Origin of the sequence: Pedobacter sp., assembly GCF_039594775.1 — a bacterium.
In the GTDB taxonomy this organism is placed as follows: domain Bacteria; phylum Bacteroidota; class Bacteroidia; order Sphingobacteriales; family Sphingobacteriaceae; genus Pedobacter.
In genome coordinates, this window is record NZ_JBCNMT010000005.1 from 53968 (window position 1) to 79671 (window position 25704).

Here is a 25704-nt window from a genome sequence, read left to right on the forward strand (position 1 = left end):
CTAAACAACTAACCGTCTAACCAACCAACTAACTGTTATAGGCCCACTTTAAATATACTGATCCCCAGGTAAAACCTCCACCAAAAGCAGCAATGATAATATTGTCGCCTTTTTTGAGGTCTTTTTCCCATTCCCATAAACAAAGTGGAATAGTACCATTGGTGGTATTGCCATAACGCTCAATGTTTACCATTACCTTATCGCTATTTACGCCCATTCTAGAAGCGGTAGCATCAATAATGCGTTTGTTCGCTTGGTGGGGTACCAACCATGCTACATCATCAGAAGAAAGACTATTTCTTTCCATAATTTCAGCAGCTACATCAGCCATGTTAGTTACCGCGAACTTAAATACGGTTTGTCCTTCCTGATAAGCGAAATGTTCTTTAGCATCTATGGTTTCGTGGGTAGCAGGGCGTACAGATCCTCCAGCTTTCATGCCTAGGTATTTACCGCCCGAACCATCACTTCTTAAAATAGAATCCTGTATGCCAAAACCTTCTTCATTAGGCTCTAGCAAAGCACATCCACAGCCGTCACCAAAAATAATACAAGTGGTGCGGTCTTCATAATTGATGATAGATGACATTTTATCGCCACCTACTACCAATACTTTTTTATGTTTTCCAGATTCGATGAACTGTGCCCCTGTGGTTAGTCCGAAAACAAATCCAGAGCAAGCTGCTTGTAAGTCGTAACCCCAAGCATTTACAGCTCCGATCTTGTCTGCTAATACATTAGCCGTGGCAGGGAAAGTAAAATCAGGAGTGGTGGTACAAAAAATAATCAGGTCAATTTCTTTGGCGTCAATGCCCCTTTTTTTCAAAAGACCATTTACGGCAGGTACAGCCATATCTGAAGTACCTAGGCCTTCGCCCTTTAATATTCTTCGCTCTTTAATACCGGTTCTGGTGGTAATCCACTCGTCAGAGGTGTCAACAATAGTTTCTAACTCCTTGTTGGTTAACACATATTCGGGAACGTAACCATTAACTGCGGTAATAGCAGCGTGAATTTTATTCATTTTGTTGTTTGTTTAATTATTGGAATGCGGCTTGTATTTTACCAACCAATCCAGTATTAATCATGTCCCTAGATTGGAAGATCATATTCTTCACAGCTTCAGGGCTCGATATTCCATGTCCAATCAACACAGGAGCATTTACACCTAATACAGGGCTGCCACCATAGTTTTCGTAATTGAAACGGTCAAAAAACTCATCCTTTAAACCCTTCTTGATGGTTAATACATAAAAAGATTCAGCCAGTTTAAGCATAATGTTTCCAGTGAAACCATCGCACACAATTACGTCGGCCTTATCGTTAAAAAGGTCTCTACCTTCTACGTTGCCTACGAAATTAAAATGTGGGGATTGTTTCATTAAGGGAAAGGTAGCCATGGCAAGCATGTTGCCTTTTTCATCTTCTTCGCCAATATTCATCAGCGCTACCTTTGGTTTTTCAATCTGCATGATGTGTTCAGCATACAAGCTGCCCAAAATACCAAAATCTACCAAGTTGTCTGGTTTGCAGTCGGCATTTGCACCAACATCTAATAAAAGGCCAACGCCTCCTTTTAGTTTGGGCACAATGGTACAGAGGCAAGGTCTGGCAATACCTGCAATGGGCTTAACGCTAAAAACAGCGCCCACCAACATAGCGCCAGAATTGCCTGCGCTTGCAAACGAATCAATTTTGCCTTCTTTTAATAATTGAAAGCCAACAGAAATGCTAGAATTGGGTTTTTGAAGGATGGCTTTGGTAGGGTGTTCGCCCATGCCAATCACTTCTTCGGTGTGTACGAATTCGAAATGATCGGGATTGAATCCTTGCTCAGAAAGAAGCGGTTTAATCTGCTGGGTATCTCCAATTAGCACTAAATGCTCATCTGGAGCCAGGGATTGATGAGCTGCTATTGCTCCCAAAACAATTGCTTTGGGAGCATAGTCTCCGCCCATAATATCGAGACCTATTTTCATAGTAAAAAATCTTTTGTGTAAGCCAAGCTGGCTTTTATTTCCATTGGCTAAGTTAACCTTAAACTAACGGAACACAAAAATTTTTCAGAAAATTAACCTATCGAAGTGTTTTCTATAACTAATTTACCGTTGTAGTAAAGATTACCATCAACGTTGTAAGCTTGGTGAGGTACGTGTACTGCACCAGTAGTTTGGCAAGTAGTCAACGAAGGAGCTACAGCTTTGTAGTGTGTTCTTCTTTTATCTCTTCTTTGTTTAGAAGTTTTACGCTTTGGATGTGCCATCTGAGTTTTTTATTTACTATTTTAATTTTTTCAACGCTTCCCAACGTGGGTCGTCAATTTGTTCTTCTTGTTCTTCGTTTCCTGCTTGCAGCTTGTTTAAGGTATCCAACATCTGCTCATCACAGGTTTGTCCAGCTTGCTCGCATTTGTTAATAAAAGGTACTGCAACGGTAATGAATTCATAAATCAATTCAGAAACGTCAATTGCGGTTTCCTTTCTAGGCAGAATGATGATTTCTAAATCTTCCTCTTCGCCCTCTGCCTCTTCTGCAAACTTTACAATCTGTCTTTCATTCAGTTCAATTGGCTGGTCAAAGTCAGATAAACATTTGTCGCAGTTTAATTTTATCGTTCCTTTAATGTGGAAACCTAAAATCAACATGGTTTCTTGTTTATCTAGTTCAACCGTTGCTTTAAGCGCTCCATCTTTAACCAAAGAATGCTCAAATGCATCAAAAAAGCTTTTATCAATTTCGAAATCGAATTGATGCTTTCCCAATTTTAAACCGGTAAACGGGATTGAAAATTGTTTTAATGCTTTCAATTGTAACTAAATTTTAGCCTGCAAAGGTATTAAATATTTTTTGAATTGAAAATAAATTTAGAAAAATGAGTGGCAGAAAATATTGGAGGAATTGCAAGTGCTAATTATTTGGAAAACAATGGGGGTGAATTATGGCTTTGCAAGTCCTTCTTTCCACTTCACATTGTCCTTCCTTAAAGATCGGTTCGCCCCTCGTGCTCGCTTCAATAAGGTTTATTTTACAAAGGAAAAGTAAACTTTAATCCATTGTCGATTGTTTATTACGTAAACAAAACAATACGATGGAAAGAGTAGAATTAATAGAATTGCTAGAGGTTATCGAGCAACAGGTAAGCTCCTCTATATTAGGGGGTAGGGAAGCTGATTATGAAGAACTGGAGGCTTTGGGCTATGTAAAGATAGATAGAGATAGCGTTCAATGGGCCGCATCTATCACTCCGCAGGGCAGAGATTTCTTGAATAGAAATTAATTTGAGAGGTTTATGGATTTTAGCTTGTAGGTAAGGGTTAGCCCTTTATGAAAGGGACTATTGTAGGCAATTTCTAAAGGATAATATTTTTTTAGGATGCTCTTTTCGGCACAAACGGGATGAAATAAAGATTGAATCTTTTCGGTAACCCAATAAGTTGCGGTGCTTTGTTCATTATTGCTTATCACTTCAAGATGATCTTCATCTTCAGAAAAGGCGATTTTATAGGTGTAAATTACTTTGAAGCATTCATAGCCGTTTATTATCCTCTTCTCATTCCTGAATTCCTGTAGGTTTTCTTCTTTGATGTTGGTATATGGAAAACGAATCGGATCCATAGCGACAGTATCGTCCTCGAAAACGTCTATATATGTAATGATGGATTTTTGCGTGTCGATAATTGAAAATTTTCGGGATTTTTGACTGTCATCTGTTTGATGACTTTTAATAGAACTGTCTTTATATAAATAATGATAGTCTTTTTCGTGGGTAGAGATACTGGGAAATATATGATTCCCCATTAGGGATAGTATTTCAGCAGTATCTATATTACTATCGTTGTAGTCAAGTTTTTTAACGAGATGACTAACCAATCGTTTTTGGCTTTCTTTTAAAGATTTGACAAAAAAAGAACTGTCGGGTATTACGGAAAACGATGAAAAAATAATTTCGCCCTTAATAGGGCTTGTCTTTTTTTGTTGAGCGTAACATATAACTCCAGATAGAATAAGGCAAGTATAAATCAATAAGAGTTTTCTTGTCATTCCATGGGTATTTAAATGTTAATTCGCATCGTCTTTTACGTCGGTAGCCGTTTCAATGATTTTACCACCAGTTTTTAATTGGTTACGTAGCATGGCTTCCTGTTCCCTACGGTTTTTTACAATGTGAATGGCCGCAAATAAAGCTTCCATAAATGAGGTAGGGTCTGCTTGGTTTTTACCTGCAATATCATAACCAGTACCATGGTCTGGCGAAGTGCGTACAAATTTCAATCCAGCAGTATAATTTACGCCCGTTTCAAAAGCAATGGTTTTAAAAGGGATTAAGCCTTGGTCATGGTACATGGCTAACACCGCATCAAATTGTTTGTAGGTGCCATTGCCAAAAAAGCCATCGGCAGGATATGGACCAAAGCTGATGATTCCCTTATCAAAAGCTTCTTGAATAGCAGGTGCAATAATTTCGGCTTCTTCATTGCCTAGTAAACCATTGTCGCTGGCATGTGGATTAAGTCCCAAAACTGCAATTTTAGGTTTTTCGATCCAAAAATCCTTTTTCAAGCTTTCGTTGATCAATTGAAGTTTCTTAACAATTTTCTCTTTGGTAATGCTTTTCGCTACATCGGTCACAGGAATATGTCCTGTTACTACGCCAACGCGTAAAAGATCGCTCACCAAAAACATCAATACATCATTGCTTCCGCTGCGCTCCTGAAGATATTCGGTATGTCCAGGGAATTTAAAATCAGCAGATTGAATGTTGTTTTTATTAATAGGTGCAGTTACCAGGGCATCAATAGCGCCACGAACTAAGTCGTCGGTAGCTTTTTGCAATGAAATAAAGGCGTATTTGCCTCCCGTTTCATTGGCAGTACCCAAATCAATTTTTATGTCTTCGTCCCAACAGTTGATCATGTTGGGTTTATGGGAAGCGGCGGCCTCGGCATTGGGGGTCACATTAAACATGAATTCGCTTAAACGTAAAGTCTTGCGGTGAAAAGAGGCAACTTTGGTATGGCCATAAACAATTGGCGTACAGTAGTCTAAAATCTTGCTTTCGGCAAGTGTTTTTAAAATTACCTCTAAACCAATACCGTTAATATCGCCTATACTAATACCTATCTTAACTTTGTTGCTCATGCTCATGTTTAAATTTAGCGCAAAATAAGGATTATTAAGTTTAACCACAAAGGCACAGAGCGTACAAAGCGGTTTAATTAAGAATTTTACTTGCTTATGTACAGATAGTCGTAATTTGTAAATCTACAATCGTACATCATAAATCCTTACCTTTGACGCATGAGTTTAGTTAAAGCGAAAAAGCATTTAGGGCAACATTTTTTAACGGATAAAAACATTGCACAAAAAATTGTGGATGGATTGATCCATACTGATAAATATCATCAGGTATTAGAGGTTGGGCCGGGAATGGGTATTCTTTCCGATATTTTATTGCAGAGAGAAGATTTGCAGACCTTTTTGATTGATATCGATGTGGAATCTTTCAATTTCCTTCGCGAAAAATATCCGCAGTTGGGCGATAGGCTTATTAACGGAGACTTTTTAAAACTCAGCTTCGAATCCATTTTTCCAGGCAAATTTGCTGTGATCGGAAATTTCCCTTATAACATCTCTTCCCAAATCTTATTCAGGATTTTAGAGAACCGCCAAAACATAGTGGAAATGGTGGGCATGTTCCAAAAGGAAGTTGCCGAGCGTGTTGCTGCTAAACCTAGTACCAAAGAATATGGCATATTAAGTGTGCTCACTCAGGCATATTATGATATTGATTACCTTTTTACGGTAAAACCAGGGACTTTTAATCCTCCTCCAAAAGTTAATTCGGGTGTAATTCGCTTGTCGAGAAATAGTGTGGAACAGTTGGGCTGCGATGAAAAATTATTTTGGAGAGCAGTGAAAGCTGGGTTTAACCAACGTAGAAAAACGCTGAGAAATGCGCTTTCTGCGGTAGTGCCAAGAGATAAGCTGGGCGAACATCCTTTTTATGAAAAACGAGCAGAACAGCTTACCGTAGCCGATTTTATTGAGCTGACCAATTTTTTATCTACCAGGTGATGCAACGATAATTTAAAACCTTACATCTTTAATGGTAATGAAACCTTCAATTTGCACACTCTTAATTTCATTGCTAGGACTTGCGGCTTTTGCCCAGCAAGATCAAAACCAGACAGATTTGAATGCCTTGTATCAGGCCATTCAAAAAATGCCTTCATACAAAAAGCTGTTAAAAGGCGACGCCAATTATCAGCAGATTTATGAAGATGTTAAAGGAAAGATAAAAGATGCTGACGAGAAAACGACTTTTAAGCAGTTAAGCCGCTTAATTTATCCCATTAACGATAATCACTTAGGGTTTTATCGCACACCCGATTCAGTCTTAAAGGTAGCTTATGTTTCCTTGCCCATTAATACCGATTCGTTAAGAAAACAACTGGTTCAGAAAGACAAAAATGAGTTGGAGGGTATCTATTATATGGGAGAGTATGATTTTGGACTTTATACTACCGATCAACAGCATTATAAAATGGTACTGCTGAAAAATGGTGTTTTAATGAGCGAAATCATCAAGACTCCCTATGGTGGCTACGACTGTATACAATATGGTGGCAGAAATGTTCCCTATCAATTGATCAAGAATATAAGGCTTATTAACGGGACACTTATAGGAACGCCGTTTGTGAAAAGTAAGGAGAAGAGCTTTTCCGCACTTGCTAAATCAACTGAAAATTTTGAATATAAGCCTCTTGGTCAAGAGATGGGCTACTTGAGATTGAGTAGTTTTGGGACTAATAATGCCAATATCAAAAAATCGGAAGAGTTTTTCAAGACCATCGACGGTCGTTTGGCTTCCAAATATTTGATTGTAGACTTAAGGAACAATACAGGTGGTGGCTATAAAACTTCCCAAAAATTTATTGATCTCTTTAAAAAATATAAAGGCAAAATTTTTATGCTGCAAAATGCTCAAACGGTGAGTAATGCCGAGCAGGTCATTATTGAGTTAAAAGGTCAAAAAAATGTCGTAACGCTTGGCGAACAATCTAAAGGGATGATTACATTTGGCAGCAACTATGGAAAAACGGTGTTACTTCCCAGTGGGCGCTTTACCTTTTATCCTACCGATATGAACGGTATTGATAAGGAACTGGCCTATGAAAGCAAGGGCGTTGATCCAGATGTGCTGTTGGATCCTTATAAGGGCGATTGGATTGAACAAACGCTCGAATACATTAAAAAAATGCCTTAGCATGAGCAAAAAAATATTAATTGTCGACGATTTACATCCTGTTTTTAAAGAGCGAGCTGCAGCATTGGGATATGTTGTTGACGATAGGCCGTTAATTACCCGAGAAGAAACACTTGCAGCCATTGCTGGTTATGAAGGAATTGCGGTAAGGACCAAATTTAGAATAGACCAAGAGATTTTCGATGCTGCACCAAAACTTGAATTTGTAGCCAGGGCAGGGGCTGGACTTGACAATATTGATATCGACATTGCCAAGCAGCGCAACATTGCCCTTTTAGCAGCCAATGAAGGAAATATGGATGCCGTGGGAGAACACACCGTTGGCCTGTTATTGTCGTTAATGAACAATTTCCGACAAGCTGATTTGCAGATTAGAAATGGTGTTTGGGACCGTGAGGGGAATAGAGGTTATGAACTAAAAGATAAAACAGTTGGTATCATTGGTTATGGCTTTATGGGGCAAAGCTTTGCCCGTAAACTATCAGGCTTTGGAGTGAATGTGCTGGCTTACGATAAATACAAAACTAACTTTAGTGATGCTTACGCCAAAGAAGCTAGTATGGAAGAAATTGTGAAGCATAGCGATGTGCTGAGCCTTCATATTCCATTAACCAAAGAAACTCGTCAGATGGTTAATGACGAATACTTTTTTCACTTCAAAAAGCCTATTTTCTTTATCAATACCGCTAGGGGAGAAATTGTAAATACCCAATCGGTGCTGAATAATATTGCTAGCGGAAAAATTATTGGCGCGGGCCTAGACGTATTGGAAAAAGAGAAGTTTCCAGTTTTGTTAGAGCAATCTTGGTATGACTCCTTGAAAACCAATGAGAAAGTGATCTTAACGCCTCATGTAGGTGGTTGGACATTCGATTCCTATCGTAAAATTTCTGAAGTTTTAGCCCAGAAATTAGAGAATATGAATAGATAATTTGTTAAATTGGCACAAACAAAACAATTTAGGAAAGTATAGGTAGAGAAAAAAAATCAAAACTTATATCTCTCTATTCGTATCTAATTATGGCTAAGCATCATATATACAAAACCAACTTAATTTGGGTAGGTAACAAAGGTTCCGGTACAATGGATTACCGTTCGTACGATCGTGATTTTACCGTTGAGATAGAAGGTAAAATGCCGATTCAGGGTTCTTCCGATTCGGTTTTTTTGGGTGATAAATCAAAATACAATCCGGAAGACTTGTTGCTCTCTTCTGTATCATCTTGTCACATGCTTTGGTATTTGCATTTATGCTCTAAAAACGGCATTGTAGTGATTGAATATACCGATAATGCCACGGGTACCATGGTCGAAAATGCGGATGGTAGCGGCAAGTTTACCGAGATATTATTGCAGCCACAAGTCGTAATTTCAAAACCAGAGGATATTTCTTGGGCCAACTCATTACATGCCGAGGCCAATAGAATGTGCTTTATTGCCAGTTCACTTAACTTTCCTGTAAAACATCAAGCAAGCTGTACTGCCATAGGTAAATAAACCACAAATGGAATGGGCTAGCAGCAGGTACAACCAAGATAATACTTTTTCAATTGGTCTACAGATGTTTATGCGCTGAAAACAGCTGATAAGGGATATAAATTGATTAAACAATAGCTATTCAAAGGACATTATAGTCGTTAAAAATTCCATCAATTTATTTGCTTTTATAGTTTAAGGCTTATATCTTCGTTTTTAACACAAAGCAAGACTATGTAGGTTAATCACCCATGTAGTCTTGTTTGTTTTTTAAGAGGATTAAAGAAAGAAATAGCGTTATGGCAGAAATTACCTATTACACTAAAGAAGGGTTAGATAAACTTAAAGAAGAATTACATCAGTTAAAAACTGAAGGTAGAGCGGCAATGGCAAAAGCTATTGCGGAAGCCCGCGATAAAGGGGATTTATCGGAAAATGCAGAGTACGATGCGGCGAAGGAAGCACAAGGTTTGCATGAAGCTAAAATTGCGAAATTGGAAACGGTTTTGGCTAATTCTAGGCTACTGGACGAATCGAAATTAGACTTGTCAAAAGTATTGGCGCTTTCTATCGTTAAAATAAAAAATATCAAAAACGGTGCTACTATGACTTATCAACTAGTAGCAGAGAGCGAAGCCGATTTGAAGTCGGGAAAGATTTCTGTAAAGTCACCGATTGCACAAGGCTTGTTAGGCAAATCTGTTGGCGATAAAACTGAAATTGAAGTGCCGGCGGGTAAAATTGAATTCGAAATTCTGGAAATCTCTAGATAATTACGTTATACGTAATAAGTAATACGTTTTACGTTTTGGCCGTGCCTACGTACAACGTATTACTTAAAACTTAATACTTTTATGGCAAGCATCTTTTCTAAAATAGTAGCAGGAGACATTCCAGCACATAAGGTAGCCGAAACCGAAGACTTTTTAGCCTTTTTGGACATCAGTCCTTTGGTGCTGGGGCATACCCTGGTAATTCCAAAAAAGGAAGTGGATTACATTTTTGATATAGATGATGAGCTGTACCAAGGTCTGATGCTGTTTGCAAAGCGAGTAGCTGGAGGAATTAAAAAAGCTTATCCCTGCGATAGGGTTGGTGTTGCCGTTATTGGTTTAGAAGTACCGCATGCCCATGTACATCTTATTCCTATTAACCAAATGAATGACATGAACTTTGCCAATCCCAAATTGAAGCTTAGCAAAGAGCAATTGGCAGAAGTAGCAGCGAAGATTAAAGCCGAGTTAATGCCAAACCCGTAAAGGCGCTTTTGAGTGGCTAATATCAGTTCCCTCTAGGGGATTTAGGGGTTCAACTTTTCATTGTTTTGATGACGGTCGGCATCGCGTATGGTTTTTTTCTCCAGATTTTTTGCTAGGGCTTCTTCAAGGTTAATTCCCGTTTGATTGGCCAAGCACATCAAAACAAAAAGCACGTCGGCCATTTCATCGGCCAAATCTACTTGCTCATCACTTTTTTTGAATGATTGTTCTCCGTATTTGCGGGCCATGATCCGTGCAACCTCACCTACTTCTTCCATTAAAATAGCCGTATTGGTTAGCTCGTTAAAATAACGGATACCAGTAGTGTTGATCCAACGATCAATAATTTGCTGCGCTTCGATAATAGTCATGAGGTAAAGATAAGGATTGGGAATTAATGACCAACGGTTAAGTATCAATGATTAATTAATAATAATCAATAATCAATTTCCAATCTGCGGGATAACAATTAACCAGTTAAACGCTTAATCAATGAATCAGCACCGAAGAGATTCCTTGTCGTTGCACTTCTCTCGGAATGACAAAGTTTAAGGTTGAAATGACGGCATAGGAAGTAACGACGCAAATGACTAACCACTAACCCCTAACCCCTAAAAATCAAACCATCATCAATATCTCCAAGGCTTCTAATTCAAAACCAAATGAAAAATATCCAAAAAATAGCTTGGTCTTGAAGGATTGCGGTAAACAGCCAAAGAATTTTTTAAAAGCATTGGTAAAATGGGTAGCATGTTTGTAGCCAACCTTTTCGGCGATTTCGGTAATACGATATTGGCCCGTTAAAAGCATTTCTTTAGCTTTTTCCATTTTGCATGAAATCATATGTCCAAAAACGGTGCTTCCAAATAGCAACTTGAAATGTTTTTTTAAATATTGCTCATTAGTACCTACGGCCCTGGCCAAAGATGAAATGGTGTGCGACTCGGTAATATTGTTTTCAATAAGTTCTTTTACTAAAATCATCTTTTCAACCTCCAATGGTTTTAAGGTAGCAGGAATAAGCTTTTCTTCTTCATGTTGTGCCAATTGAAGACTAAGCAATTCTATGATTTTCGCTTTGGTATACAGGTTTTTTAAATGATCTCCGAAATCACAAAGGTTAATTTCATTTAAAATGTACTTTAGCTTGGGGCTGAGATAGAGATTTTTATGGAACAGTTTTCCAATATCCTTCAGGTTATACAGTGGGGTGCTGTAATCTTGCGGCATGTATTGATAGAAAAATGCTTCGCTAAGGTAGATATGCATTAGATCATAGTCGCCATCATTGGTAATGACAGTGGTTTCGTCTTTTGGCAGTAAGATAATGTTATATTCTGCCTGTTTAAAAAACTCTGCTTTTTTGCTAGACGAATTTTTTAAGCTGCAGCTTCCTTGTAGACAATATTGGATCAATAAAATATTCTGATTAGTCACGATGGAAATAGGATTGTCTCCAATTTCTTCTGCCGTGAACTTTCTGAATAGAAATTTGCTAAACCGTAATTTCTTTAATAATGAGAGAGTTTCTGTATCATGAGCTTCGGTACATAAGCCCAAATTGAGTGTTATTTCTTTTTCCTTTTGCGTTGCTAAATTTTCGTATGAAGTCATTTCCTAGGATAGGGTTAAACCTATATTTGCCGCAATTTACATTTATTTAGACTTCTTCTAAATAAAAAAATGAAATTAATAGGGAAAGATGAAGCATTTTTTATTCGCCATCATATGGGTTTTCGCCCTCAATACTGTTGCAAAAGCTCAAACTGGGAATATTACAGGGAAAATTACCATGGAAAATAAAGAGCCTGTGGTGGGAGCGGTGGTAATGATCAAAGCTTTAAACAAACAAACCTTATCTGATGAAAAGGGGTACTACGAGTTAAAGAACATTGCTTATGGTAGCCATGTGTTGGAAATTGGATCGATGGAAATACACCTTAAAAAGCAGTCCATTACCATCGATAAAAATGAACATGTGTTTAATGTCTCAACAAAAGCAAAGGATCATAAAACGCTTAATGAGGTTAGCATTACCGGTAAAACCGAAAAGAAAAAAATGGAAACCAGCGGATTTGCGGTGGCAATTATTGAAACCAAAGAGGCTTCATTGAGAAATTTAACCACCAATGAGCTATTGAATCGCAGTGTTGGTGTTCGAGTGAGGCAAAATGGAGGGGAAGGTTCTCCTATCGAATACAATTTAAATGGAATGTCGGGAAGTACCATAGGCTTGTTTTTGGATGGTATCGAGATTTCTACGTACGGTTCATCTTTCAACTTGAATAATATTCCTCCTGCTATGATTGAACGTATAGAAGTTTACAAAGGTGTACTGCCTTCTCATTTGAGTGGAAATTATATAGGTGGGGCCATCAATGTTATTATGAAAAAAGATGCTTCGGCAAATAACATTACCGCTGCAGTTTCCTACGGGTCGTTCAATACCTATCGGGCTGATGTTGGTGCTTTATATCGTAATCCCAAAAATGGTTTTACTACCCGTGCTTCTGGATTTTATAGCCATTCCGATAATAATTATGAGATGTGGGGAAAGTTCTCGAAATATACTTTGCCTGGTGGTCGAATTATTAGAAACTATCGCGTGAAACGATCTAACGATGAGTTTGAGACCATTGGTGGACGTTTTGAAGTTGGTTTTACCAATGTAAAATGGGCTGATCAGGTGTTTCTAGGTTATAATATCTCAGATTCCTATAAAGAAATTCCTCACGGAGTTACCATGACGAAGCCCTATTTCGGACGCTTTAATGAATATCAGGCCCATGTATTTAGCCTGAATTATAATAAAAAGGATTTGTTCTTTGATGGCCTTTCGCTCAATGTGAATGCGGTACACAGCAGAAGGAGTACCTATTTACAAGATACCGTAAGCTTAAGATATAATTGGGATGGTACATTGCTGGTTAAAAATGCGGAAGGCCCCCCTGAGACTTATGGTTATAGTCCGGGCAAGGGACAACAAGGAGATGCCGTAATGAGTAATATAGAACGTAGAATATCCAATATACGTTCAAATTTGGCTTATGATATTTTCTCTGGACACCGTGTTTCCCTAAACCACAAGTTTGAAAAATCTAATAGAAATGACCAAGATCTATTGGATCCGGAAAGGAGCAAATGGATTACCCAAAATGTACTTACCACTAATATTTGGGCAATGAACTACGAGTCGGAGCTTCTTAATGGGAAGTTAAGGACCAATATTTTTGGAAAATACGCTATTTATCAAACCGATCAAAAATCGCCAAAAGCAGATAATTCGGGTGGTTTGGTTTATGAAAATTCTAGAACGACAAGAGATAACAAAGGGTTTGGCGGTACACTATCTTATCAGCCGATCAATAATGGCTATTTGATTGTTTCTGCCGAAAAGTCTTTCATTATGCCTACTGATCGCCATATCTATGGAGAACCAGAAAACAATTTATTGGCAAACCCGAATATTCTGCCAGAAATGGCGATCAATTACAACCTAGGTGCCCGCTATAACATTGTTAAATCCAATAAGCATAAAATTATGCTATATGGAAATATGTTCTGGCGCAATGGTTACGACAAAATCATGCTGCAAACCCGTATAGACGAGGTGATAGAGGGACGTGAAAATCAGGTTGAAGATATACAAGTGACTCAATTTGTCAATTTGTCAAAAACCCAATCAGTGGGCTTTGAAGCGGAAGTCAATTATATTTTCGATAATAAACTCAATGCGATGGTTAATTTCTCCAAATTCAATTCCCTATTTAAAGTGGAAAAGGATGAAAGAGGAAACCCACACAGTTTGTATAACAAACAAGTGCCAAATGAGCCCTTCTTTACGGTTAATGGAAACCTACAGTATCGTTTGAACGATGTTTTTCAGAAGCGTTCCAATCTCAATGTTTATTATAATGCCGGTTATGTGGCGCCATTCAGAACAATATGGATGGAATCGGAATGGTTTACCACACCTACCCAATTTGCGCATGACTTAGGGGCGAGCTATCGTTTTCCCAGCGGGAAATTAGTGGCCAGTTTCGACTGTAAAAATATATTGAATGCCGAGCTGTATGACAATTTTGGTGTTCAAAAACCTGGAAGAGCTTTCTATTTCAAATTAAACTACACGATAAATAATTTTAATAAATAACAATATGAAAAATAGTTTTTATAAAACTGCATTGTTAGGGTCCGCATTGGCTATTGGGGCCTTAACCGGATGTAAAAAGGGTGGAAGCTCCGAAGCTACTTCAGTTTCAGGTCCCGATGTTTGGGCTAGAAAGTTTATTACCTTAACGGCAGCATTTCCAGATGCAACAGGCACAGCAGGAAACGGCGGAACGATGGCTTTTGCAATTACACCTGAGCAAGCAATTAATCCTAATTTTGAAGTTAATGTCTTCACAGGTGGTTATGGCTTGAGGTCTCAACGTACTGCCCGTGTGCAAGGATCGGTTAATGGAAATTTCTTGTACAATATTCAATATACGGGAACAGATGGCGGTATTTTTAACAAATACAAGGTTGAAGGCGGTAAAAACTTTGTAGATACCCGTGAAGAGGTAGATACGGAGCCAATTTTAGGTGAGGCACCACGTTGGGTAGTGGCTGCAGAAGGAATAGGTATTGGCGTATATGCTTCTGCTACCGTTCAGGCATCTGCTGCAGGTGCTGGAGCTGATTTTATTGATGTGAAAAGCACCGCCAAAATTGCCATACTTAGCTTAGATGACCCTAAAATCACTCGTCAAACAGAATTTACCATTCCATTTACTGCCGAACAAACAAAAGCTGGTTATCAAATTGGCCGTATTGACGTCCCTGTATTAAATAAAGCAAAAACCAAAATTTTCATCGGCTGTAACTTGACAAGAACAGATGTGACCAAAAAATCTACAGTAAATACTAATGGAACTCAAATTTGGAGTAATGGAACAAGGGAATTGGGAACAGCCACTTTGGTGGTTGACTATCCGTCTCTGACTAATCCTAAATTGATTTATGTAGATCCTACGATTAGTAAAACAAATAACCATAGCTACCGTACCATGACACAATATGTGGGCACTGATGGATATGTTTACCAAGCTACGGCTACTTCTGGTTCTCAGATTTTACGTATTAGCAGCACAACTAACGAATATGATAATAGCTACAATTTTGATTTGAAAGCAGCGCTAAATTCCTCTAGCAATGTTTCTATCAGTTCTTGGAGATATATTAAAGATGGCATTGGTATTGTACTTTATACCGTTAGTGGAACTACTGGAGGTTATTTGGCACTGGTAGATTTAAATGCTAAAACAGCCACTAAATTGACTACCGATAATGAAACTGATATTGGTTTTTCAGGTAGGTCAGCAAATACAAACACTGGTGTAACTGCTATCACGGGTGCGTTTGGTCAATTCCAAAACGTAGCCATCTTTGGCGATAACATATACGTTCCTATGACCCCTAATGGTACTGATGGTAATTTGTATGTGATTAACTACAAAACTAAGCAGATCACCAAAGGTGCTAAACTGAAAAATCAATCAGGTAGTTTCTACTTGGGAGCTTATTAATATATTTTCGCTCTTAACAGAAAATGCCCCGGAATTAAATCGGGGCATTTTTGTTCTATGTCAATCATCATATGTGAAGCTAAAATTACATTAGCTATAGGAGAAAATTTGCACCTCGAAGTATCCTAACCCACCAAATTCCTATTCCTTATTCTTGGTATCTATCATGATGGTTACCGGACCATCGTTCAGTAAACTGATTTTCATGTCGGCGCCAAAAATGCCACATTGCACTTCTTTGCCAATCAATAAGCCCAACTGTTTCTTCATTTCCTCATAAAGCGGAATAGCCTTGTCAGGTCGGGCGGCACGAGTAAAGCCAGGGCGATTGCCTTTTTTGGTAGAAGCAAACAAGGTAAATTGACTGATCAACAAAATATTCCCATCAATATCTCCTAGCGATTTGTTCATCAATCCATTTTCATCCCCAAAAACCCGCATATTTGCGATTTTTTGAGCCAGCCATTCCAAATCTTCCTGTGTATCGGCATCCTCAATCCCCAATAAAACCAAAAAACCATTGCTAATTTCGCCTGTTATCTGTTCATCTACCTTACAACTTGCTTCAGTTACCCTTTGTATTACTGCTCTCATACCATACTTAATGTTAATTTTGCCTTATGAAATGCAAGTATATATTGTTTTTTGTAATTCTGTTAATAGGTTGCGAACAAAAGCGGGAAGTAGAAACCAGTTTTTACTTTTGGAAAACCGTGTATCAAACCAATGCCGCTGAGCAAAATTATTTACAACATTTCAACAGCAAAAAACTATTTGTGAGGATTTTGGACGTAGATAGGGACTTAAACGGAGGAATTAGCCCGGTAGCCCCCATCAAGTTCAAAGATCAATTGCCCGCAACATTACAATTGGTACCCGTCGTTTTTATCGTAAACGAGGTGCTGAAAGAGGTCAACGATGCCCAAATCAAAAAACTCGCAGCCAATATTGTGCAGTTTGTGGATGGAAAAGTAAAGCAAGCCGGCAAATCAAATTATGCAGAACTACAAATAGACTGTGATTGGACAGCCACCACCAGAACCAGTTATTTTCTGTTGCTTAAAGAAATCAAGAAGTATATAGGCAACAAAACCATTTCATCTACCCTGCGATTGCACCAACTGAAAAATCAGGAAAAAAGCGGCATCCCACCGGTTGATAAAGTACTGCTGATGTGTTATAACATGGGCAATTTGAGGAAATATGGCACGCAAAATTCAATTTTAGACGTAAAAGAATTTAAGAAATATGCGGGAGAAAATTTGGGATACTACCCCATGCCCATAGATGTAGCCTTGCCACTATTCTCGTGGGCGGTGGTATTCAGAAATGGCAATTATGCTGGCATTTCCAAACGCTTGAAGCTGGCAAATCTGACTGCTAATGGCGCATTCACTAAAATGCATAATGGACTATATCAGGCAAATACCGATCTGCCCGAATTTGGCCTCTACAAAAATGATGAAATTAGATTTGAAGCAAGTAAATTTGAAGACATCAGGCAGAGTGCCGTCTATCTCGATAAATATCTGCCAAGAAAACCGCTGAACTTAGTGTTTTATCATTTAGATGAACAAACACTGAATAACTTTAAAATATATGAACTGGAAGAAATCACTCATATTCTGCGCTAGCTTTTTAACCGTCTTTTTTGGTGAAATTGTAGTAAATATAGCCTGTGGTGGCGAAATAGACCCTTACGATTATTACATCTCCTATTTTCATAACGATGTGCAGGGGCAAGATTATGACCAATTCAATTTCAGCGAGTGGGAATACCTATATCACGATCAGGAAAATGTAAATGAGTATGATTTGAATAGTGCCGAGTGGGCCAATTACCTAAAAGTTAAAAAACAAGACGTCCAACAGATCATGTACGAAAGCGATAGCGCTACAAATGTTCTTTTGGCAAACCTTACTAATAAAAATTTAAAGCAACTGCCTCAAACTTTGCAGCAAAATGCATTTGTAAAAGCCTTGGCTAAAAATAAACAAGCCTTAACCTATTTTGCCTTTGCCAAAAGTTGCGAGCCACTGGCTACAGTGAGTTATGACCCTTGGAACCCGGTACAAAGAGATACTGTGCAAATGAACAATAAAGCACAAGAAGCCCTGTTACTGTTGGCACAGGTAAAAAAAGATACTTTCCTAAAGCTTCGGTATGCCTACCAAGCGCTCAGGATGTACCATTATGCTGAGAATTATGAAGCTTGCAAGACCGTATATAAACAATATGTAGAAACACTGCCATCTACCGATTTGGCCAAAGGTTGGTCCATGGCAGTTTATGCGGGTTCTGTTCGCTATAGCGGAAACCCAACAGAAGCGGCATACCTTTTTTCCAAAGTTTTTAACAGCAATCCGGAACGAAAGGTACAAGCCTACAAGAACTTTCACTATACTTCAACAACTACCGAACAAGTACTGCCCTTGGCTAAAAATGATGAAGAAAGAGCGCATATTTGGGCAATTACAAGCTTTGGTAATCCCGAATATGACCTTCATGCCTTGGAAAAAGTTTATGCCAGTATTCCAACCAGTTTAATGAACGGAACTTTATTGGTAAGGGAAGTGAATAAGTTGGAAAAGAATTTGAACAGACCCTCTGGCTTGGCAAAAAACTACTATTACGGTGATGACCAACAACAAAAGGACAACATCAGAAAAGTAAATTTGCAGCAACTGGAACTCACTAAAGCTTTTGCCCTAAAATTGGCAAACGAAAAGAAATATCCAGAACCAGAATTGGGAATTATGACCGCTGCCTACCTCAATTGGCTAAAAAATGATGACCGCGCAGCTGCCGAACTATTAAAGCAGCTTAACCCCTCGCAGCTAAAGCCTCGATACAACAACCAATACCAGATCATTAATTTATTGATCAACGCAAAGAAAATTAAGCGGGCAGGGACTTTTAATGTCGATGAATTAGTGCCTACCCTAAAATGGTTGGATGAAAAGCGTAAAGAAATACAAGTTCCCACAGATGGCTATTCTGTCGGAAACAGGTTCGTTTCAACCACCCGCAATTTTTATCAAGAGTTGTTGGCGCCGACCTACATGAAAATGGGTGATACCGCTCGAGCAGCATTGCTGATGTTAAAAGGCGATTTAATTCCAGATTCTACTAAAAGCAATGGTTTTTCTAGCCGTATGAGCTGGACCACCCTTGAATTTTGGCAAAACTATTTAAGTTCGGCCACTTTGGAACAATTGGAAAAAAGATGGGTAAAATCCGGCGAAGGCAGCTTTGATGCTTTATTAAACGATGATTTACGAAAGTTAAGCCAATCTGATTTCTATGAGCTTTTTGGAACGGCATACCTCCGTGACCATCAATACCAAAGGGCGGTAAGGTGTTTTGAAAAACTGGAAGCTACCCATAAGTTTAAAACTCCAGAGAATTGGTATCAAGAAGTTACTATGTATGCTAATCCTTTTTTGACTACCATTAAGGATTACCCTAAACAATTTACTTCCAAAGGCGAAACCTATAATAAGAAAACCTTTGCCAAAGAAATGTTGCGTTTAGAAAAACTGGTGCTTAGCGACAAGAAAAATGCGGCGCAGTACTATTTTAAAATGGCTAATGGCGTGTACCAAACCGGGTATTTTGGTAACTCATGGATATTGATCAGTTACGGATGGAGCTCCTATGCCGTGAACGAAAAACCAATTTATGTATACGACAATGATTATAAGCTGGCGCAAACTGCTAAGAAATGGTACCTCAAGGCACGTAGTTTAAGCAAAGACCCAGAGTTTAGGGCGCAATGCACTTTTATGCTGGCCAAATGTGAGCAAAAGCGAAAAGCAAATGGTGTATTAAGCTCGTCCAAATGGTACGATATTGATTACAGCAATAGAATTAACCAACTATACCATTCAAACCGTAACAATATTTACTTCGCAGAATTAAAACAACAATACGCAAACACCGCTTACTTTAAAAAAGCCACCAATGCGTGTAGTTATTTGAGCGATTTTATAGCGGGCAAGTAGACTTGGTGCGAAACCCGTCATTGCGAGGGATGAGGCTTTGTGCTCTTTGCGAGTACTTCAAACACCTTTGCGTTAAAACTATTTAAATTAAACGCAAAGAAAAGAAGAGTCTCGCGAAGAACGCAAAGTAGGGGTTGTTAATGTAACATTAAACCTAAAACATCAAGCTTGCTGCATTATAACTAGGGCAGGCGCCCTTTTGCGAAGTAACAAAACCAGCCACCTTGGCCGCAAAATTTAGGCAATCGGCTATCTTTTCGCCAGCCAGCTTTTTGCTCAAAAACGCCGCTAAAAAGCTATCGCCACTGCCCACGGTATCTACTACAGCTACCTTTTCAGCGTGGTAATCAATTCGTTGGTCAGCATCATAATAAGTGCCGCCGTCGGCTCCCTTGGTAATTAATATTGCCGAAAGCCGAAATTTTTCCATTAAAGCCGTTACCACATTTTGCTCATCACGATGTTCCGTAAACCAATTACCCAAAATCACAATTTCATTTTCATTGAGTTTTACAAAATCAGCTTTGCTTAAAAAAGTGGCAATCGTATCCCTATTGTAATAAGGAGCCCTAAGGTTCACATCAAAAACCTTAAACCTGGCATGTTCCAACAATTGGAGCAAGGTGGTCCTGCTTACTTCGTTTCGTGCAGAAAGGCTACCAAAAATAAAAACGTCCGCATCCGCGATTTTTGCCTTAAAATCACTTTGCCAAGCAATATAATCCCAGGCCGTAGGATAGGTAATGGTATAAACCATCTCATTGTTTTCCTTTAATTCTCCAATCACTTCGCTGGTGCTTTGTTCGGCGTCAACCTGAATATTCTCGGAAGGAATTTTAATTGATACAATAAAATTGATCAGCTCCCTGCCAGCCTCGTCATCACCAACACGGCTAATCAGCGAAGCATCAACCCCTAACTTTCGTAAATGGTAGGCTACATTCATGGGGGCACCGCCGGCCAATCGGCCTGAGGGTAAATTGTCCCATAAAATTTCTCCAAAGCAAAAAGCTTTCTTAAGATGATTTTGCATAAGCGCCAAACCTAGGATAGTATTTCCTGCATTTCCTTAAGTTCTGCTACTTTTTCAGAAGCACCCAAATTCTCGTAGGCCGAAATCAGGTTTCTTAAAATACGGCGAACAATTTCCGCATTGCTGCACGGTGCATAAAAACCCGGTTGGGGTTCCAAGTTAAGCTGGCGCAAAAATTGGTCTACATCGTGTTTGCCAAAAATAGCTCCTTTATTAAAAGCATTAATGTAAAATAGCACCGCTTGCTCCCTATCAGGATTACTTTCATCAATATAACCCAATATAAAATGCTGCGGCAAATTAACTCCATAAACAGGGATATCTAGCTTTTGCGCAATGGTCGAGTAAATAATGGCCAATGAAATCTGGTTTCCTTTTTTGCTTTCCAGCACCTGGTTCAAATAGGAATTTTGCGGGTCGTGATGATTTTTGGTGTTGCCACCAAACCCAAACTGATTATAAAAAACATGATTGATCAGTTTGATTTTCTCAATCGAGCTCATTTCGTATTGTAGGCCCACCCAAACTTCCCTTTTAATGTCTTCAATTTGGTTAATTACTGCCTGTTCATCCAGATCGGGAAACTGGTAACGGTTAATGATCAGTGCACCTTGTAAAAGGTCAAAAGCACCACTTTGGTACCACAAATTGAGATCTTGTTTAACATTGGTAAACTGAATAGTATGCACAATATTCTCTATTCTTTCATGTAGCATTGTATCCAACGATTTCTCCCATGCCAATTCCAGTGAGCTAATCGCATCGCTCCCGTATTCGAGTAGTTTCTCTTGCACGTGCATAAAAACCTCCTCATCAGGATCATCCAGTAATTTTACCAACGCATCTATTTCTGCAACATTTTTCATTTGATGTCACCCTTTCTAACCATTATTGTGTTTGTTTTTTCGAAAATCAAAGCCAGCTTCCCGTCGGTAAAAACAGCCCCATCTGCCGACAGCAGCCAGGCACTTCAATCGGGTTTAGCTTAAAAAATACTGCTAAAAACCTGCTACAGTACATAAGTAACGTCATATCTCAAAGATTCATACGCCACTTTCTACTTTTAACGTTCTACTTTTAACTTTTAACTTTCTACTTTTGCTCCATGGTCCTACAATTTTTTGCCGATTATCTTAAACATCAGTTTACTGCTAAAACCAGACACGGAACGCATTCTCCATTTGTATACAAACTAGCGGATGAGGTAATTTACGATTTTTCTATAAAAAGCGCTTACAAAGACATAGAAGCACAGCGAAAAAAACTTTTAGCTGACCAAAAGCTCATTACCGTAACCGATTTGGGAGCGGGTTCCCATTTAAATAAAAACCGTACAAAAAAGGTTGCTCAAATTGCAAAAAATGCCTTAAAATCTCCCAAATTAGCGCAATTGATCTATCGTTTGGCGGCTAACCATCAACCGGCTAACATCATTGAGCTGGGTACCTGCCTAGGCATTACTACAGCATATTTATCCAAAGCACAGCCTAAAGCTAATGTGCTAACCATTGAAGGCTGCCCGCAAACCGCCGAAGTGGCCTATCAAAATTTTAACGAACTAGGCTTGAACAATGTTGAATTACAAGTAGGTAATTTTAATGATTTGTTGCCTAAAGCCATTGAAGAGAGCACCCATTTAGATTTTGTTTATATTGACGGAAACCATACCAAAGAAGCCACGCTCAATTATTTTGAGTGGTGTTTGCCAAAACTTACCGAAAATAGTCTGCTTATTTTCGACGATATTTATTGGAGCGAAGGCATGAAGCAAGCTTGGGAACAAATTAAGGCACATCCCCAGGTAACTATTACGGTAGATTTATTTTGGATCGGTTTGGTTTATTTTCGAAAAGGACAAGCCAAGGAGCACTTTAAACTAAAATATTGACAATGGACGCCGAACTTAAAAAAATTCATCAACTAAAAGCTGTAGAGCACCTTGCCATTAGCTTGGTGATGGCAGTAGTTGTTTACTTTTTTTCAGGGATGGTACTTAGCAATTTAATAAGCAGAATAATGCTCTCTTGGATTACATTCTGCACCATTCAAACAGGAATTAGCTGGTTGGTTTTCGTCAAATCATCGGCAAAACAAACCCGTCAACATGCAGGTATTGAGGATGGTGGACGAGCAATTGTCTCCTTAACCGTGTTATTGGCGACTTTTGCTGGTATGATGGCTGTTTTTATTTTGTTAATTAAAACTGATAATAGCTCAAAGCAGTGGATTGATGTATTACTTGGAATGGTGGGAATGTTTTTGAGTTGGATATTGGTGCATACTAGTTATACCTCTCGCTATGCCCATCTCTATTACGATACTAAAGCAGGTAAATTGCATAAGGGACTAGTTTTTCCAGGCGATGAAGAACCTGATTTTATTGATTTTGCCTACCATTCCTTCGTGATCGGAATGACTTTCCAAGTATCGGATATTGATATCACTTCCAAACGAATGCGTAGATTAACGCTGGGGCACAGCTTAATTTCCTTTGTATTCAATACCTGTATTGTAGCACTTACCATTAGTGCGGTAGCAGGGTTATTCGGGTAAATTTAACATGAGTTCGGGTTAAGGAAATCTATGGTCAGGCTCCTATATCTAAAATATTAGTTTTTCTACTATCTAGGTTCTGTCGCTTGAAATCATTGTAGGTCGGACCTGCTATGTGTCTATGTGGTTATTTCCTTTTTAATAAATAAAAACACATAGGGCATTATTTTTAAATTATAGCGAATGGTTTTTAAAGAGTGATTAGGGATATTTGTGCATTCCGAACAGGCCGATACCCGCGGGCGCCAAACCTAAGCTAGACATCAAAGTATTGATGCAAAGGACGGCGTCCTCGCCGTCCATGTATTTTCCTTGGTTCAGTTAAAGCCTACTCTCCTGGGCGATATTTCTTTTCCATGTTGGCCAGTATATCTTCTTTGTAGAACAGCACATCTTTAAATTCCCCTTTGGCAAACATTTCTGCTTGGTCGTTGAAATGTTTAGAAGCCGGATTGCCACTATTACCACCCGCCAATACCGATTTAGCTTTTACCTTTTCGCCAAACTCCACCGCACAAACAAAACTGTTTCCGCTATAGCCATAACGTTTGTTGGTGTTAAATGGATTACTGCGGTACGATGGCAATTGGCCCCAAAGTGCCGAACCATAAGCTACGGGAAGGCTAGGAGCATTATCATCATATTTTTCGTTGATTTGCCCAGTAAGGCGTTGAAATCTGTTTACTTCGCCCCATGGCATTTGCCATTTGCCAAAACGTTTGCTTAAATCATCAACGGTGGTTTTCAAAGGTTGTAGTAAGGTTTCGGCCTTCGCTGTTTTGGCAAATTCAGTAGTTTTCTCTACCTGATCTTTTTCTCCAGGATTAATGTATACGTTTTGAATATCCCTATTTACCCTTTGGGCCCACTCCATGGCCAAAGTAGCTGCTACAGAAGAGGTGGAGGAATAATAGTTCCATTTTTTCAGTTCGGCAATGGGCTCTTTTAAGCTTGCACGTAAAGTATGGTCTAGCGGTAATTGTTCATAAGCTTTAGTGAGGGCCGGCAATAATACTTCAAAAGCAGGGAGGTAAGTGTCGTAACCCATGCTGATCACATCATTTAAATCATATTTTTTAGGTTGGTTTAATAAGCGCAAAGCTGCAACACCTCTGAAATTTTCACCATCAGGTGCCATGTAGCTCGGGTAGGCTGATTTTTTAGGGCTGTTTACGCCAGCCACGGTGAATGGAGTGGAGTTGCAGTTCTGCAACCAGCCATTTACTGGGTTGTATAAATGAACGGTTTCGCTAACAGGGTGAAGGCCTTTCCATGCCGTAGCAGAAGTAGTACCGTCTACTACTTCACTCCAGTTATAAGCGGTATCTCTTTTGGGAACAAAATTGCCATGCCAATAAGCAATATTGCCTTTGGCATCGGCATAAACCGTGTTGTTAGATGCGTTGGCATTTAAATCCATTGCTTTCTGGTAGTCTTCAAAACTTTTAGATTTGGTGCGAACCCAGCTTTGCAGTAAACTTTGAGGATTTTGGTTTTTGTGTTTTAAGCTGATCCATTTACCATCTCTAATGGCCATTACCGGACCATTATGTGTAAAATATGTCTCAAACTTTTTAGTTTGCTGAAGGCCATTTTCTAGATACTTGATCTCTATCGTTTTTTTGCCAATTGGATAAAGCTTTTTGTCGTATGTGTAATAAAGCGTTTTGTTCAGTTTGGTAATTTTCTCGGCATACATATCAGCCACGTCTACATTGTTGGAAGTATGCATCCAGCCGCAAAATTCATTGAAGCCTTGATAGATGAAGAATTGGCCCCAGGTAACGGCACCGTAAGTATTCAAACCTTCCTCGCTTTGCATGTGTATTTCGGGTCTGAAATAAAAAGTAGTATGTGGGTTTATATACAACATGGCTTTACCTGTTTTGCTTATTTTAGGCGCAAAAGCGAAGCCGTTGGAACCACTGTGCTGATCTCTGATTTGAGGTAGAGCACTGGTTGGCGAGTAATCGTTGGTATAGAATTTTTTAAGTTCGTTAATGGTCAGGTTGCCGGTACTGATAGCGCCTATGCTGCCATCAGTCCATAAAAATGGATACCATGGCTTAAATTTGGTAAGTAGCGCAGGTTTTACTTGAGGGTTTTTATACAGGTAAAAGTTAATTCCGTTGGCGTAGGCTTCCAAGATTTTTTTAAACCAAGGTTCGGCCTTTTTATAGTCGTTAATGGCTTGTGTGCTATCAATAAGCAGTCTTATTTGTAGATCGTTGTACAAGCTTTTTTCGCCCTCAATTTCTGCTAAACGGCCAAGTTTTTCAATATAGTTAAGCTCTATACGTTTAAAGTCGTCTTCGCACTGGGCGTATAGCATTCCAAAAACGGCATCTGCATCGCTTTTGCCATAAACATGAGCAATTCCCCATTTATCTCGTATAATTTCTATTTGTTCAGCTTGCTTTTCCCAATCGCTGATTTCTTTAGGGCTTGGTTTTTGCGCAAATACAGCTAAGGGTAAAAGCGATAACAATAGAAACTTTTTCATCTGTTTATAATTTGTTTTTTCGGCGACGAAGAAGCGAT

25 protein-coding genes are annotated in these 25704 nt (G+C 38.9%); 13 read left to right on the forward strand and 12 right to left on the reverse strand.

Going from position 1 to position 25704, the window contains the following annotated elements; translation table 11 throughout:
* Positions 1-28 precede the first annotated feature (28 nt).
* The 4 genes from ABDV71_RS13265 to ABDV71_RS13280 form a co-directional block, all read right to left on the reverse strand.
* Complete coding sequence (locus ABDV71_RS13265; RefSeq protein ID WP_343533326.1) at positions 29-1024, reverse strand: beta-ketoacyl-ACP synthase III; 996 nt, start codon at positions 1022-1024, stop codon at positions 29-31.
* A 16-nt stretch (positions 1025-1040) separates the two neighbouring features.
* Positions 1041-1979: a phosphate acyltransferase PlsX gene (gene plsX / locus ABDV71_RS13270; RefSeq protein ID WP_343533328.1), complete on the reverse strand. Its 939-nt coding sequence runs from the start codon at positions 1977-1979 to the stop codon at positions 1041-1043.
* A 92-nt stretch (positions 1980-2071) separates the two neighbouring features.
* On the reverse strand, positions 2072-2263 hold the full coding sequence (gene rpmF, locus ABDV71_RS13275) for a 50S ribosomal protein L32 (RefSeq protein WP_113637233.1): 192 nt from the start codon (positions 2261-2263) through the stop codon (positions 2072-2074).
* A gap of 16 nt (positions 2264-2279) precedes the next feature.
* Complete coding sequence (locus tag ABDV71_RS13280; protein WP_343533332.1) at positions 2280-2807, reverse strand: DUF177 domain-containing protein; 528 nt, start codon at positions 2805-2807, stop codon at positions 2280-2282.
* Positions 2808-3088: 281 nt separating this feature from the next.
* Here ABDV71_RS13280 and ABDV71_RS13285 point away from each other — a divergent pair, with 281 nt between their 5' ends.
* Positions 3089-3277, forward strand: coding sequence for a hypothetical protein (locus tag ABDV71_RS13285; RefSeq protein WP_343533333.1), 189 nt, complete (start codon positions 3089-3091; stop codon positions 3275-3277).
* On the opposite strand, the gene ABDV71_RS13290 is transcribed toward ABDV71_RS13285, so the two are convergent.
* Together ABDV71_RS13290 and pdxA are read right to left on the reverse strand one after the other, a co-directional pair.
* A complete protein-coding gene (locus ABDV71_RS13290) occupies positions 3274-4041 on the reverse strand; it encodes a hypothetical protein (RefSeq protein WP_343533335.1) in 768 nt (255 codons plus the stop codon). The genes ABDV71_RS13285 and ABDV71_RS13290 overlap by 4 nt on opposite strands.
* Positions 4042-4059: 18 nt before the next feature.
* Positions 4060-5139, reverse strand: coding sequence for a 4-hydroxythreonine-4-phosphate dehydrogenase PdxA (gene pdxA, locus ABDV71_RS13295; protein WP_343533337.1), 1080 nt, complete (start codon positions 5137-5139; stop codon positions 4060-4062).
* 159 nt (positions 5140-5298) lie between these two features.
* On the opposite strand from pdxA, the gene rsmA reads away from it, so the two are divergent.
* The 6 genes from rsmA (at position 5299) to ABDV71_RS13325 (ending at position 10002) form a co-directional block, all read left to right on the forward strand.
* A complete protein-coding gene (gene rsmA, locus ABDV71_RS13300; protein WP_343533339.1) occupies positions 5299-6075 on the forward strand; it encodes a 16S rRNA (adenine(1518)-N(6)/adenine(1519)-N(6))-dimethyltransferase RsmA in 777 nt (258 codons plus the stop codon).
* Positions 6076-6112: 37 nt separating this feature from the next.
* The gene (locus ABDV71_RS13305; RefSeq protein WP_343533341.1) at positions 6113-7267 is read left to right on the forward strand and encodes a S41 family peptidase; all 1155 of its coding nucleotides are present in this window, start codon (positions 6113-6115) and stop codon (positions 7265-7267) included.
* A 1-nt stretch (position 7268) separates the two neighbouring features.
* The gene (locus ABDV71_RS13310) at positions 7269-8198 is read left to right on the forward strand and encodes an NAD(P)-dependent oxidoreductase (protein ID WP_343533343.1); all 930 of its coding nucleotides are present in this window, start codon (positions 7269-7271) and stop codon (positions 8196-8198) included.
* A gap of 89 nt (positions 8199-8287) precedes the next feature.
* Positions 8288-8764, forward strand: coding sequence for an OsmC family protein (locus ABDV71_RS13315; RefSeq protein WP_343533345.1), 477 nt, complete (start codon positions 8288-8290; stop codon positions 8762-8764).
* A 278-nt stretch (positions 8765-9042) separates the two neighbouring features.
* The gene (gene greA / locus ABDV71_RS13320; protein ID WP_343533346.1) at positions 9043-9516 is read left to right on the forward strand and encodes a transcription elongation factor GreA; all 474 of its coding nucleotides are present in this window, start codon (positions 9043-9045) and stop codon (positions 9514-9516) included.
* Positions 9517-9597: 81 nt separating this feature from the next.
* Positions 9598-10002: an HIT family protein gene (locus ABDV71_RS13325; RefSeq protein ID WP_343533348.1), complete on the forward strand. Its 405-nt coding sequence runs from the start codon at positions 9598-9600 to the stop codon at positions 10000-10002.
* A 41-nt stretch (positions 10003-10043) separates the two neighbouring features.
* Here ABDV71_RS13325 and ABDV71_RS13330 read toward each other — a convergent pair whose 3' ends face one another.
* Both ABDV71_RS13330 and ABDV71_RS13335 read right to left on the reverse strand, forming a co-directional pair.
* The gene (locus tag ABDV71_RS13330) at positions 10044-10373 is read right to left on the reverse strand and encodes a nucleotide pyrophosphohydrolase (RefSeq protein ID WP_343533350.1); all 330 of its coding nucleotides are present in this window, start codon (positions 10371-10373) and stop codon (positions 10044-10046) included.
* Between the two features lie 247 nt (positions 10374-10620).
* Positions 10621-11616 carry an AraC family transcriptional regulator gene (locus tag ABDV71_RS13335; RefSeq protein ID WP_343533352.1) on the reverse strand — a complete coding sequence of 332 codons (996 nt, stop codon included), beginning with the start codon at positions 11614-11616 and terminating at the stop codon, positions 10621-10623.
* Positions 11617-11704: 88 nt separating this feature from the next.
* Between ABDV71_RS13335 and ABDV71_RS13340 the strand changes: the two genes are divergently transcribed.
* Positions 11705-14155: a TonB-dependent receptor plug domain-containing protein gene (locus ABDV71_RS13340; RefSeq protein WP_343533354.1), complete on the forward strand. Its 2451-nt coding sequence runs from the start codon at positions 11705-11707 to the stop codon at positions 14153-14155.
* 4 nt (positions 14156-14159) lie between these two features.
* On the forward strand, positions 14160-15572 hold the full coding sequence (locus ABDV71_RS13345) for a hypothetical protein (RefSeq protein ID WP_343533356.1): 1413 nt from the start codon (positions 14160-14162) through the stop codon (positions 15570-15572).
* 141 nt (positions 15573-15713) lie between these two features.
* Here ABDV71_RS13345 and dtd read toward each other — a convergent pair whose 3' ends face one another.
* On the reverse strand, positions 15714-16166 hold the full coding sequence (gene dtd, locus ABDV71_RS13350) for a D-aminoacyl-tRNA deacylase (protein ID WP_343533358.1): 453 nt from the start codon (positions 16164-16166) through the stop codon (positions 15714-15716).
* 26 nt (positions 16167-16192) lie between these two features.
* Between dtd and ABDV71_RS13355 the strand changes: the two genes are divergently transcribed.
* Together ABDV71_RS13355 and ABDV71_RS13360 are read left to right on the forward strand one after the other, a co-directional pair.
* Positions 16193-17206, forward strand: coding sequence for a hypothetical protein (locus ABDV71_RS13355; RefSeq protein ID WP_343533360.1), 1014 nt, complete (start codon positions 16193-16195; stop codon positions 17204-17206).
* A complete protein-coding gene (locus ABDV71_RS13360; protein ID WP_343533362.1) occupies positions 17172-19577 on the forward strand; it encodes a hypothetical protein in 2406 nt (801 codons plus the stop codon). Before ABDV71_RS13355 ends, ABDV71_RS13360 begins: the two co-directional genes overlap by 35 nt.
* Positions 19578-19731: 154 nt before the next feature.
* On the opposite strand, the gene ABDV71_RS13365 is transcribed toward ABDV71_RS13360, so the two are convergent.
* Positions 19732-20610, reverse strand: coding sequence for a carbohydrate kinase (locus ABDV71_RS13365; protein WP_343533364.1), 879 nt, complete (start codon positions 20608-20610; stop codon positions 19732-19734).
* An 11-nt stretch (positions 20611-20621) separates the two neighbouring features.
* The gene (locus tag ABDV71_RS13370) at positions 20622-21476 is read right to left on the reverse strand and encodes a transglutaminase-like domain-containing protein (RefSeq protein WP_343533366.1); all 855 of its coding nucleotides are present in this window, start codon (positions 21474-21476) and stop codon (positions 20622-20624) included.
* A 239-nt stretch (positions 21477-21715) separates the two neighbouring features.
* On the opposite strand from ABDV71_RS13370, the gene ABDV71_RS13375 reads away from it, so the two are divergent.
* Positions 21716-22498: a class I SAM-dependent methyltransferase gene (locus ABDV71_RS13375; RefSeq protein WP_343533368.1), complete on the forward strand. Its 783-nt coding sequence runs from the start codon at positions 21716-21718 to the stop codon at positions 22496-22498.
* 2 nt (positions 22499-22500) lie between these two features.
* Complete coding sequence (locus tag ABDV71_RS13380; RefSeq protein WP_343533370.1) at positions 22501-23163, forward strand: DUF1345 domain-containing protein; 663 nt, start codon at positions 22501-22503, stop codon at positions 23161-23163.
* A 328-nt stretch (positions 23164-23491) separates the two neighbouring features.
* On the opposite strand, the gene ABDV71_RS13385 is transcribed toward ABDV71_RS13380, so the two are convergent.
* Entirely contained in the window at positions 23492-25666 is a 2175-nt protein-coding gene (locus ABDV71_RS13385; protein WP_343533372.1) for a penicillin acylase family protein, read from the reverse strand.
* Positions 25667-25704 lie beyond the last annotated feature (38 nt).

Excerpts from the sequence above, each read along its gene's own strand:
- ABDV71_RS13380 (WP_343533370.1), top strand. The coding sequence starts at position 22,501 with ATGGACGCCGAACTTAAAAAAATTCATCAACTAAAAGCTGTAGAGCAC.
- ABDV71_RS13265 (WP_343533326.1), bottom strand. The coding sequence starts at position 1,024 with ATGAATAAAATTCACGCTGCTATTACCGCAGTTAATGGTTACGTTCCC.
- ABDV71_RS13370 (WP_343533366.1), bottom strand. The coding sequence starts at position 21,476 with ATGAAAAATGTTGCAGAAATAGATGCGTTGGTAAAATTACTGGATGAT.
- greA (WP_343533346.1), top strand. The coding sequence starts at position 9,043 with ATGGCAGAAATTACCTATTACACTAAAGAAGGGTTAGATAAACTTAAA.
- ABDV71_RS13345 (WP_343533356.1), top strand. The coding sequence starts at position 14,160 with ATGAAAAATAGTTTTTATAAAACTGCATTGTTAGGGTCCGCATTGGCT.
- ABDV71_RS13305 (WP_343533341.1), top strand. The coding sequence starts at position 6,113 with ATGAAACCTTCAATTTGCACACTCTTAATTTCATTGCTAGGACTTGCG.
- ABDV71_RS13310 (WP_343533343.1), top strand. The coding sequence starts at position 7,269 with ATGAGCAAAAAAATATTAATTGTCGACGATTTACATCCTGTTTTTAAA.
- dtd (WP_343533358.1), bottom strand. The coding sequence starts at position 16,166 with ATGAGAGCAGTAATACAAAGGGTAACTGAAGCAAGTTGTAAGGTAGAT.
- ABDV71_RS13330 (WP_343533350.1), bottom strand. The coding sequence starts at position 10,373 with ATGACTATTATCGAAGCGCAGCAAATTATTGATCGTTGGATCAACACT.
- ABDV71_RS13385 (WP_343533372.1), bottom strand. The coding sequence starts at position 25,666 with ATGAAAAAGTTTCTATTGTTATCGCTTTTACCCTTAGCTGTATTTGCG.
- rpmF (WP_113637233.1), bottom strand. The coding sequence starts at position 2,263 with ATGGCACATCCAAAGCGTAAAACTTCTAAACAAAGAAGAGATAAAAGA.
- ABDV71_RS13325 (WP_343533348.1), top strand. The coding sequence starts at position 9,598 with ATGGCAAGCATCTTTTCTAAAATAGTAGCAGGAGACATTCCAGCACAT.
- plsX (WP_343533328.1), bottom strand. The coding sequence starts at position 1,979 with ATGAAAATAGGTCTCGATATTATGGGCGGAGACTATGCTCCCAAAGCA.
- rsmA (WP_343533339.1), top strand. The coding sequence starts at position 5,299 with ATGAGTTTAGTTAAAGCGAAAAAGCATTTAGGGCAACATTTTTTAACG.
- ABDV71_RS13340 (WP_343533354.1), top strand. The coding sequence starts at position 11,705 with ATGAAGCATTTTTTATTCGCCATCATATGGGTTTTCGCCCTCAATACT.
- ABDV71_RS13375 (WP_343533368.1), top strand. The coding sequence starts at position 21,716 with ATGGTCCTACAATTTTTTGCCGATTATCTTAAACATCAGTTTACTGCT.
- ABDV71_RS13285 (WP_343533333.1), top strand. The coding sequence starts at position 3,089 with ATGGAAAGAGTAGAATTAATAGAATTGCTAGAGGTTATCGAGCAACAG.
- ABDV71_RS13365 (WP_343533364.1), bottom strand. The coding sequence starts at position 20,610 with ATGCAAAATCATCTTAAGAAAGCTTTTTGCTTTGGAGAAATTTTATGG.
- ABDV71_RS13335 (WP_343533352.1), bottom strand. The coding sequence starts at position 11,616 with ATGACTTCATACGAAAATTTAGCAACGCAAAAGGAAAAAGAAATAACA.
- ABDV71_RS13360 (WP_343533362.1), top strand. The coding sequence starts at position 17,172 with ATGAACTGGAAGAAATCACTCATATTCTGCGCTAGCTTTTTAACCGTC.
- ABDV71_RS13355 (WP_343533360.1), top strand. The coding sequence starts at position 16,193 with ATGAAATGCAAGTATATATTGTTTTTTGTAATTCTGTTAATAGGTTGC.
- ABDV71_RS13290 (WP_343533335.1), bottom strand. The coding sequence starts at position 4,041 with ATGACAAGAAAACTCTTATTGATTTATACTTGCCTTATTCTATCTGGA.
- pdxA (WP_343533337.1), bottom strand. The coding sequence starts at position 5,139 with ATGAGCAACAAAGTTAAGATAGGTATTAGTATAGGCGATATTAACGGT.
- ABDV71_RS13315 (WP_343533345.1), top strand. The coding sequence starts at position 8,288 with ATGGCTAAGCATCATATATACAAAACCAACTTAATTTGGGTAGGTAAC.